Source organism: Arcobacter iocasae, assembly GCF_042214795.1.
GTDB lineage: Bacteria > Campylobacterota > Campylobacteria > Campylobacterales > Arcobacteraceae > Arcobacter > Arcobacter iocasae.
In genome coordinates this window covers 2,831,127-2,843,780 of the sequence record NZ_CP090177.1, presented here as the reverse complement: position 1 = coordinate 2,843,780, position 12,654 = coordinate 2,831,127, and the positions used below count along the sequence as shown (strand labels likewise).

Annotated in this window: 1 protein-coding gene (cut by a window edge); it reads right to left on the bottom strand. The window is 32.5% G+C overall.

Annotated features, from left to right (window positions below):
* Nucleotides 1–12,636 carry the start of a hypothetical protein gene (locus LXN10_RS14210; RefSeq protein WP_375723637.1) on the bottom strand. The gene continues 14,853 nt to the left of window position 1, outside the view, so the window shows 12,636 of its 27,489 coding nt (coding positions 1–12,636); the start codon lies at nucleotides 12,634–12,636; its stop codon lies off the left edge, out of view.
* Nucleotides 12,637–12,654 lie beyond the last annotated feature (18 nt).

The window sequence follows — 12,654 nt, the reverse complement described above, 5'->3', positions numbered from 1 at the left end:
ATCATCAAAATTACTTCCAACAACATTTTCGATACCAACTAAAGTATCTAAACCCATTCCTCCACCAATATTTTGTGCTGTTTCAATGCCTAAGTCTACATTAACAGCAGCAATTGCTTGAGAATAGTTTACTGTATCTGTACCTGTTCCACCATCTATTAAATCATTTCCAGTACCACTAAATATTGTATCATTATCAGCCTCACCAAAAAGAGAATTGTTTCCAGCTGTACCATAAATAATATCGTTACCCAAACCACCTTTTAGTGTATTATTATTTGTATCACCTGTTATAGTATCAACACCTGCTCCACCTGTAACATTTTCAATATTTACAATAGAATCATTTTGTGCATTTGCAATGTTAACAGCAACTGCTGTACTTCCATTTAATGTTACATTGATTCCTTGATTTGAAGCTAATGTTGAATAATCAATTGTATCACTACCTGCTATTCCATCAAAAGTATTACTAACTGCTGTATTTGTTTTAAAAATATCATCACCAGTTCCACCTATTGCTTTTTCAATAGAGATTAAAACATCATTATCACCAGTTGCAACAGCACCAGCTCCCAAATCAATAGTAAGCCCTGAACTATAATATTCATAACTAACCGTATCAAATCCATCACTACCATCAATAACATTAGCAATACTTTCCAAAGCTCCGGCAGCTGTTCCCATTTTAATAATGTCAGAATTTTTTGTACCAATTACATTTTGAATACTAACAAGTGTATCTTCATCTCCAATAGATACAATACCTGTATTATCTTTCATATCAACTACTACACCACTAGTTGTTGTTACATATGAATAACTTACAGTATTACTTCCACCTTCACCATCAATATAATCATTTCCAGAAGCTCCACTTAAAATATCATTTCCCAATCCACCTTTTATAGTATTATCAGCGGCATTTCCAAAGATAGTATCATTTCCTGCACTTCCAATAATATTTTCAATATTTATAAAAGTATCTGTAATAGTTGATGTTCCAGCTGTATCACCTGCACTATCACTTGAAACTGTAATATTTGAGAAATCAGTAGTTACTATTTTATCAATTGTTGCATCATCTACATTTAAAGAACTATAATCAACTGTATCGCCACCTTCTGAATCAACTACACCACCATCAAAAGTATTATTACTACTATAATTTGTTTTGAAAGTATCAGCATGACTTGAACCAATAACTTTTTCTATACTAATTAATCTATCATTACCTTGAGAAGTACTTATATTTTGATCTGTATTTGTAATATCTAAATCAACAGTAACTGCATCTGAAGAGACACTATAATCAACCGTATCAAATCCATCTCCACCATCTAGAGTATCATCACCACCTGCACCAGATAGTATATCTGCACCCAGACCACCTTTTAAGGTATTATCTTCACTATTACCAAAAATAGTATCATTACCAGCTGTTCCAATAACATTTTCAACATTCTTAACTAAATCGTTATCTCCACCAGTAACATAAAGAGTTGCATTAGTATTTGCCTCTTCTAAAGTAACTGTAATAGAATTTGCACTTCCTAATTTACTATAATCGATTGTATCACTATTTGCTCCACCATCAATAGTATCAATTCCATCTGAGGCACTTGTAGCAATAATAGTATCATCACCATCTCCACCTAAAAGATTATCAGCCCCACCTTTTCCTTCAAGAATATCATCTCCTGCTTTTCCACTTAATTTATTACCTTGACTATCTCCAATAAGCGTATCTGAATTGTCACTACCATTTATATTTATAATTCCATAAAGTTTATCAGTAGATTCTAAATATGGATCTGTAAATCCATCTGCTGTATTAAAACTATTTGATTTTAGTGCTTGAGAATATACATTACCATCTGCATCTGTTAATTTTGTACTTAAATCAACATATACTTTTTCAGCATTGGCATAATCAACTTTATTATACTCTCCACTTGCAACAATATGATTACCATTTGCATCTACAACTCCACCATAATAGGTATCCGCTCCATTTGTTGCAATAAAATTATCATCACCTAAGCCACCAATAATAGTATTTGATTGTGCATTTCCTGTAATTGTATCATCATAATCTCCACCAATTGCATTTTGGATTGAAATTAAGGTGTCTGTTCCCATACCTCCTGATATTACTTGTGCATTTGTATCAGATAAATTTACTGCGATATTACCAATCGCATCTTGATAACTTACAGTATTACTCCCTGTACCACCATCTATAATATCATTTCCGCTACCACTAATTAGTAAATCATCTCCTGCTTCACCATAAAGTTTATTATTTCCTGCACTACCTTTAATAGTATCAGAACCAGCACCACCTTTTAAGATATTATCTTGATTATTACCTGAAATTGTATCATCACCCATTCCACCTGTAATATTCTGAATATTATTTAAAGTATCTGTTCCAAAAGTTGTATTATCTAATTTTTTAGTAACTGTTGAACTACCACTATCTTGTAAATCAACTTCAATATTTCTATTACTTGCATAAGCACTATAATCAACAGTATTAGAACTTCCACCAACACCATCAATTAGATTACTTCCATCATTACCATCAATAGTTGAATCATCTGATTGTAAGATTCCTGCTTTAAAAGTATCACTTCCATTACTACTTCCTAGAAGTGTATCATTCCCTGCACTTCCTACAAGAATATTTCCATCACCTCTAAAAGCATCAAGTATATTATTAGAACTATTCCCACCAATAAAATCTGCTTGGATAGTACCTTTGATATTTTCAACTCTTATTATCCTGTCTTTTTCTGCACCAAAATCTGCTGTTGAATATCCACTACCATCAACATCTGACATATTTAAATCAAGTGCTAATAATTTTTGTGAGTACCAAACCCAATCTCCGTTTGCATTATTATTTCCACCATCAAGAATATTATTTCCACTTACACTTACTAAAGTGTCGTTTCCTTCTCCACCATAAAGTTTATCATCTCCTGAAGCACCATCAAGAATATCATCTCCCAAACCACCATACAATTCATTAGCACTACCATCACCTTTGATAGAGTCATTTCCACTAGTTCCAACTATATTTCTTATATTTTTTATAAGGTCATATGTGTTTGTAATAAGTGAGCTTCTATCATCATCACTGTAAATAGAAACTTGTGATTCTTCTTCTCCATCCAATGTTACACTAATTGAACCCGTAGTAATTAAACTATAATCAATAGTATCAGCGCCACTTTCACCATCAACTTTATTTATATAATCATTTCCACTACCAAAGAAACCACCCATTAAAAAGCTATCTGAACCAGTTCCACCTTTTAGGACATTATTCCCTTTTCCACCATATATTACATCATTACCATTAGAACCATCAATTGTATTAGATAAATCACTACCTATTAAAATATCATCATGACTTGAACCTAAAATATTTTCAAAAGCTTTAACAGTACTTGTGTTAGAACCTAGTTGTGAGCTATTTGCTGTATATGTTATACCAGCTATTACAACATCTGATGAACCAATATTTACACTAATTGAGTTTGATGCACTTACAAAAGATACCGTATCTCCTTTTGCATCATTTGTTCCACCATCTAAATAGTTAGAGCCATTTCCTCCATCAATAGTATCATCTCCAGCTTGTCCCAAAATCGTATTATTTGAATTATTTCCAGTGATAGTATCACCTGCTGTATTTGAACCATAAATATTTTCTATATTTTTAATAGTGTGATCAGAATCTGTTCCTCCAACTTTTACAGTTGTAGTATCACTTCCATTTTCTAATGTTAAAATAATTTTATCTACAACATTGCTATAATCTACCGTATCACCTTTTCCAGTATATGCATTTGTTGCACCTTGTGTACCATCTGCTAAGATTGTATGATTAGAACCATCTATTGAAGAACCAGTAAATGAACTACCACTAAAAGTATCATCACCACTTCCACCAATAAAGCTATAAGTACCAGTAGTTGTTATAAAATTATCATCACCTTGACTTCCCTCAAAGGTAGTGGTATTTTTAACATAATCGTTATCTCCACCATTGATAGTGATTTGATATACTGTTTGAGAATTGCCATTTTCATCGTTAAAAGTTGTTGTAGTACCTAAATCTACAATGATACTATTAGCACTAAGTAAAGTGCTATAATTAACTTTATCATTTCCACTTTCACCATCAATAAAATCGCTTCCTAGAACTTTTCCTATAAAGGTATCATCTCCTAATCCACCATATAAAAAGTTAGCTCCTCCAATTCCATATATGCTATCAGAACCATTACCACCTTTTATAATATTTGAATTACTATTTCCTTTTAATATATCATCATTACCAGACCCAATTAAATTAGCAAAATTTAATAAAGTATCTGTACCATCACCTAAAGTATTTTGAGCCCCTGTTATTCCTAAATCAACAGTAACACCAGCTACTGCTCCATCATAACTTACCGTATTTACTCCACCTGCTCCGTCAAGAATATTATCAGCGTCATTTCCTTGAATAGTATCATTTCCAGCACTTCCAATAACATTTTCTATACTATAAAGTTTATCAGTATAAGTTGTACTTGAGTAATTAACATTTCCTGTACCATTTGTTGTACCTCGCAAGTTTACAATTACACTGTTGGCATCAAAGTAACTAACTGTATCTGTTCCTGCTCCTCCATCTATAGAGTCATTTCCAACTCCACCTGCAAGTGTATCATTACCATCTTCACCAAAAAGCTTATCATCACCAGCTGCACCATAAATAAAATCTTGCCCAATTCCACCATAAATGATATTTTGAGCAGAACTACCAATTAATGTATCATCTCCACTTCCGGCTTTTATATTTTCGAAATTTGTAATAGTATCGCTACCTATTGTAGTACCTACTGCTTGATTAGCAATATATGTAGCATTTGCAGTTGGTGCATTTGAAATTGTAACTTCAGAACCAATATTTACTACTACTTTTGCACCTGCATTTTCAAAACTTACAGTATCACTTAAGCCTGCATTTCCATCTAAAGTATTATTAGTACTATCACCTTCAATAGTATCATTACCTTGTGAACCAACGATATTATTGATATTTCTAATACTATGATTATTTGCATTAACGCCTAAGGTTACGCCACTATATGTAGAGTCCATTAATCTTAATGTTACACCATCAGTTAAAGCACTATAATCTATTGTATCACCATTAGTTTGAGAAGTATTTCCTCCATCGATAATTGTACCAGTGCCATCAACTCCATTTTCGAAAACAAAAATATCATCTCCCGCTTCTCCATATAGTCTATCTGCTCCAGCACTAATTAAAATACTATCATTACCTTCTCCACCTTTTATGGTGTTTTTATTCATATCACCTTTTAAAGTATCGTTACCTGCACCACCTGTTAGATTCTCAATATTTAATATAGTATCTGTTTTAACTACGGAATCATCACTTGTCAATTTTACAGAAATAGTTCCAAGGGATAAATCACCATCAACATAATGTGCTGTATCAGTAATACCACTATAATCTACAGTATCACCATTTGTTTCATTAGTTGTTCCACCATAATATACATTATTTCCATCATCATATGAACTTATAAATAAATCTTCACCTGCTTCTCCATAGAAGGTATCATTTCCAGTTCCACCAGTGAAAGTATCACTTCCTCCTCCACCTTTTATAGTATCAGCACTATTACTTCCTACAAAAGTATCAGAATAGTTTGTTCCCCAAATCTCTTCTATGTCTACAAGTTTATCTTTTCCACCTGTATATCCATTGTAATATACTTGATAGTTTGGATCTTGAGTTAAAGATAAATCAACTTTTATTCCACTTGTATTATCACTATAGTCTGCAATATCTACAAAGTTTTTAGTGACAGAAGTTACATTTGAAACAGTTCCAAGGCTTTGGTCTGTTTCAAGATATAGTTTTGCACCATCATTTACAAGATTTGAGCTTGTTATATTATTATTAGTTTTTAACAAAATAAAAGCATCTTCTAAATTATCAAGTACAGTAGTTAAAGTATCAGTTGCATTTGCTGTATATGAAATAGTTTGTCCCTCAATGATAAAACTATAAGTTGTACCATTTGAAATAGCTCCAAGGCTTAATTCATAACCATTCATTCCACCTTTTAACTCATTGATTCCACCTAGACCACTTAAAGTATCAGCTCCATATCCTCCCTCAAGTATATTGTTAGAGTTATTTCCTTTTATTGTATCATTACCAGCACCACCGGTAATATTTTCCATACTAATCATTGTAATTAAATCATTTGGATCAGTAGTATAACTTTGTTCATTTATATTTGATAAATCAAGTGTAATATCTCTAGAAGTATAAGCAAAACTTACAAAATCACTTCCTATACCACCATCAATATAATCCTGCCCACCAAAACCTAAAAGAGTATCATCTCCACTTCCACCAATTAAAGTATTTTTTCCACTATTACCTGTAAGTGTATCATCTTCACTACCACCAACAATTCCATTAATATTTGTAAATTCATGAGTACCATAAAATGAATTTATATATTTAGAACCATCATTTATATCTATTACAAGTTTAGTTGTTGCTCCACTATAATCAACAGTATCACTACTAGTTGCTCCACCTTCATAATAATCAGCTCCTGCAGAAGCTACAAACCAATCATCTCCTGTACCACCAATAAAGGTATCAGCTGATAAGTCACTTCCTTTAAGAGTATCTGAGTAATTACTTCCTATAATAGTGTCTATATTAATTAACTTATCTCTACCCAATAAGCCATCATCTGTAACTTGGAAATTTGTTTGAGTTAGATCTACTTTTATACCATCAGTAGAAGTTTCATAACTAGCAACATCACTACCTGTTCCACCTTTTAAAGTATCATCACCTGCTCCACCAATAAGAGTATTGTTTCCAGCAAAACCACTTAGTATATTATTATTTGCATCACCTGTTATTGTGTCATTGTAAATTGTACCTATAACATTTTCTATACCTGTTAATTTATGAGAAGCAACATCATTTAAAGAAGAAGAAGCTTCACTATTACCATTTAAAGTTACTTCTAAACCTTTTGTTGTCAATCCTGTTATAGCACTAAAATCAACTGTATCACTACCAGTTCCACCTAATAGTTGATCTTGTCCATGATCTTTTGATGAAATAATAAATAAATCATTATCAGCTCCACCATCATAAACATTTGTACCAGCACTACTATAAAATGTATCATTACCAATAAGACCTCTTAGAGTATTGTTGTCACTATTCCCTTTAAAAGTATCTGCATAAATACTTCCATGTACTTCATCAATATCAATTAAAGTATCACTACCTAAATCACCATCTCGAACCACTTGTTTAGTTTGTGTCATATCTACATAAATTGCAGCACTTGCTTGTGCATAATAAGCAATATCTTTTCCTGAACCACTTCCTATAAGAGTATCATCTCCTCCATTACCATATAAAGAATTTCTACCAGCAGTTCCACCATCTAAAATATTATCAAGAGAATCACCATACAAGGTATTATCTGAACTATTCCCTATAACTTTTTCTATATCATAAAGTAAATCATTTTCATCATTTACATCAAAACTACCATTATTGTTTGTATCAATTTTAGATCTATTTTCAGCTAAATTTACAAATACTTTTCCACTTCTACCACTTAAGTCAAAAGTATCAGAACCATCTCCCCCATAAATAGTGTCATTTCCGCTACTGCTAAAAATAGTATCATTATCTAAACCACCATAAATAGTATCAACACCTGTACCACCAGTTATACTATCATTTCCACTTCCACCACTTAAGGTATTATTCCCAGCGGTTCCAAAAATAGTGTCATTTCCGCCACTTCCATCTAAAATATTATCGAAACTATCACCTGTAAAAGTATCACTATTTTCAGTACCTATGATATGAGATACATTTTGAATTGTATTTGTATTTCCACCAGATAATGTGATATTAACTGTATTTGAACCATTTAAAGTTACATTCAATCCACCAGTTTCTTCTTTGCCATCACTATCTAGAATTTGACTATAATCTATTGTGTTTATTCCACTTACACCATTGAAGCTATCATTTCCATTACTAGATAAGGTATCACTTTGAGCTACAATAAAAGTATCATTTCCACTACTTCCAATAACTGTATCACTTCCACTACCACTATAAACTGTATTATTGTATGTAGTATAATCATCAGAACCCTCTACTTGTCTTGATGTATAAATAATATTATCTTGATTACCACCACGAAAAGTGTCATTTCCTGCACCTAATTCAAAAGTCATCTTATCTGTAGTAGTTCTTGTAGCATCGATGTAATCATCATTTTTAGTAGCTATTATTTTTTCAATATCGATTAAGGTATCTTTACCAGAGTTTCCATTATCTTGAACTTGTTGAGTTCCTAGGTTTAAATTTATATCTAAACCATTTAAAGTCGTAACTGCACTATAATCAGCAGTATCAAAACCTATTCCCCCATCAAGAGTATTATTTCCTGCCCGACCAACTAAAGTATCATCACCTGCTAATCCAGTAAGGGTATTACTAGTACTATTTCCATATAGTTTATCAGCTCCACCGCCACCTTCTACATTTTCTACATTTAGTATTTGAACATTACCTTTTCCAGTATTTTGTACACCCAAATCAGCTAAATCTAAAGTAATACCTGTATTAGCATCACCAAAATTAAAACTTACAAAATCTACTCCAGCTCCACCATCAATAACATCTAATCCACTATTACCACTACCATTTGGAAGTAAAGTATCATCTCCATCTCCACCTATTAGTACATTTGAACTACTTGTTCCAGTAATAGTATCATTTCCACTACCACCAATAGCACCTTCAATAGATATGAAAGTATCATTACCGTATCCAGTACCTATGTTAACAGGAGTTCCAGAAACACCTAAATCAATATTTAAATTTTCAGTGGCAGTTGTATAACTAGCAACATCAATACCATCTCCACCATCTAAAATATCATCTCCACCACTTCCAACAATAGTATCATCACCTAATCCACCAAAAAGTGAATTATTTGAACTACTACCAGTGATAATATCTTTGTTGTTACTTCCAATTACATTTTGAATATTTACTAAAGTATCTTTTACTGTAGTGGCACCTTGAGTATAAACTTCTTGAAGAGATGTTTTACTTAAATCAACTGTAACATTACTTGAAGCACTACTATAATCAACAGTATTAACTCCAGTTTTACCATCAAGATAGTTTGTTCCAGCTCCACCGCTTAAAGTATCATCTCCAGCACCACCTAGAAGTGTATTATTTTTACTATTACCAGAAAGAGTACTATCCAAATCACTTGCAGTTATATTTTCAATATTATAAACAGTATGTGTCAAAGTTTTAGAATCACCTTCTTTTACCCTAGAAGCACTACCATCTTCTGCTAATGTTAACTCAATTTTTTGGTCAATATTAGAAAAATCAATAGTATCACCTAAAACTTCACCGTCACTTCCTCCATCAATAAAATCATTTCCACTACTTGCGATAATTGTATCATCACCTGTTTCACCATATAAATAGTCATTACCACTTCCACCATCTAGTGTGTCATTACCTAGTCCACCTTTGAAAGTATTTGACATGTTATTAGTATCACTTGAAACCAAGGTATCTGAATAGTTTGAACCTATTACATTTTCTATAGATTCTAAAGTATCAGTTTGTGATCCTATTATGGCACTTCCATTTCCACTATTATCAAGTGATAAGTTTACTCCAAAACTTGCACCACTATAAATTACAGTATCAGAACCACTACCACCCTTTAAAGTATTATCTCCCCCATTACCAGTAAAAGTATCATCACCTGCACCACCATCTAAAATATTAGCAAAATTATTACCTTTGAAAACATCTTTTCCATCAGTTCCAATAATATTTTCTATACTTATAACTTGATCAGGTGAGCTTTTTCCTTTATCAACAGTTCCATCAATTAAGTTTGCAGATATTCCTTGGTCACTATTTAGTCTATTAAGAAAACTATAATCAGCAGTATCATTTCCACCAAGTCCATCTAGTATATTTATATCATTTGCTGTACCACCAAGAGTATCACTAGAAGTTGTTCCCTTAAGATTTTGTATATTTTTTATTGTGTCATTTCCAGCATTTGCTGTATTTTGAGAAGAGGTATCACTTAATCTTACTGTTACACCACCTGTTGTTATATCTTCAAAAGAAAGAGTATTATTTCCAGTACCTCCATCAATAATATCATCTCCAGTACCACTAAAAATAGTATCATCTCCAGCGCCTGCATCTAAGATATTATTGCCACCAACTCCTTTGATGATATCATTTCCAGCCATACCATAAATAGTATTCCCAATCGTAGATGAACCAACAATTGTATCACCAAAAGCCAATAAATCAGTACCTCTTATAGCCTCAATTTTTTTTAGAGTGTCTGTTCCTTGACCTAAAACCCAACCTTCTTCTAAATTTGCATTTATTGCATTTGAAGTATATAAACTGTAATCAACAAGATCACTTCCTTCATTACCATCAAAAGTATTGTTTGTATTATCTGCTCCACTAAAAGTATCATCGTAATCGCTTCCAATAACATTTTGAATGTTGATTAATTTATCAACTCCTGTATTTGAAGTAGCTTCTCCCCAAGTTTCACCTAAGGTTACGGCACTTGGACTTAAAAGTTTTACATTTACTCCAGAACCTAAACCACTATAATCAACAGTATTTGTTCCAACTCCACCATCAATATAATTATCACCAAACCCACTTTTTATAGTGTCATTTCCTGCATCACCTAAAAGTGTATCATTTCCTAATTTTCCATCAAGTGTGTCATTTCCTGCACCACCATTAATTATATTTACACTATCATTACCGGTAAGAGTATCTCTAAAACTACTTCCAATTATGTTTTCTATGCTAATTAAAGTATCATTTCCAGAACCAACTGCTTTTTGTGCGACTAAATCTACTTCAACTCCAGCTCCTGCATTTGAAACAGCTAAATTTGAATAAGATACAGTATCACTACCCTCTCCTCCATCAACTGTATCATTACCAAGTCCAGGGGCAATAGTATCATCACCTTTATTTCCATTAAGCGTATCATTGCCACTTTGTGCAAAAATTGTATCAGTAGTACTACCACCTATTACGGTAGTATCTATATCCCCTGTTCTTATGATATTATCATTTAAATTTGTAGCTAAAACAAATCCATCTGAACTATCACCAACTTGAGAATATCTATAACTTAATGGAGAATCAGGATCAACCTCTTTTATATTAACACCATAACTATTTTCAAAAGTAATACTAGTTACAACTGGTTGTTCAGCATCAGCTTTTAAACTATCAGGAAGATTATCTGCACTCCATACTGACTCGGCCTCTATTGTCATCTCAAAATTTTCAGAGCCTACAATATTTGTATTATATTTTACTGCAAAATTAATCTCACCATTATTTGGATTAACTGTAAAACCACCATTTAATGCATCAGCTTTATTAATAAGCCAAACACCACCACCTTGAGAACTACCTCCTACAATTGAAACATCACCTGGTAAACCACTTACTTTTATTACTGTTACTCCAAATCCTGCAGGTTGAGATGGAGATAATTTTATTAATCTAGAAGTATAATCTTCTCCAAAGAAGTCTGGATTATCGGCTGTTATTATAGACTTTTGTGCAATACTATTTGTAACAGAAGAGTAGTCTAAATCCTCTGCATTTGTCTGTTTTTGAAGTTCACTTAAAGCAGGAGAGTTTGGATAGTCATTGGCATAAAGAGAACCTCCACCTCCGATAACAGATAAAAGAGTATCTGTACCAGTACCTGTTATTTCTTGAGTACCTTCAATATGTTGAATATTAATATCAAAAGTAAGAGTAGGTAATACACCTTCTACTTTTGCATCTTCCCCTGGAGTTACTATTGGATTACTAGGCTCATCACTCGTATATTCATTCTCTAAAGGTTCTGGAGTAGGAGTAGGAGGTTCAGAAAAATCAAAATTAGAAATCATATCATCTTTATGTGCATTTTCATCCATAATCTCTTGTTGCACAATAATTTGATTGACTTTTTCAATCTTCTCTTCTAATTCTTCAACAATTTTTTTTACTTTGTCTTCATGTTGAATATCAGCTTCAACAGGCAAAGAGTTCATTGGCAAATCATTTACTTCTTCAACTTGAGATAGAACTTGTCCCAAAGAGAAAGTTTGCCCACCTACTCCTTTAAAAGATGGAGGATTTTCACTGTATCCCATTAGAGCCATAGATACAAAAGTAAAAATTCCTCCTTTTGGCAAAGTAACAACAATATCGCCACCAACTAAACGATAATCTAATTTATCAATATTAAGGCCATTTATATCATAATCAATTTCATCTCCAGGACGAACGTAAACAGCAACATTCTCACCTTTGTTAGGTTGCTCTTTAATAACAACTTTATCATTTTTATAGTCTAAGATGTCTTTATCATTTAGTGTGACATCACTTGTTTGGGGATTAATTTTTTGTACTGTTTGAGTTGATTGATTATTAGTTGCCAATTTAAAACCTCTGCGCTA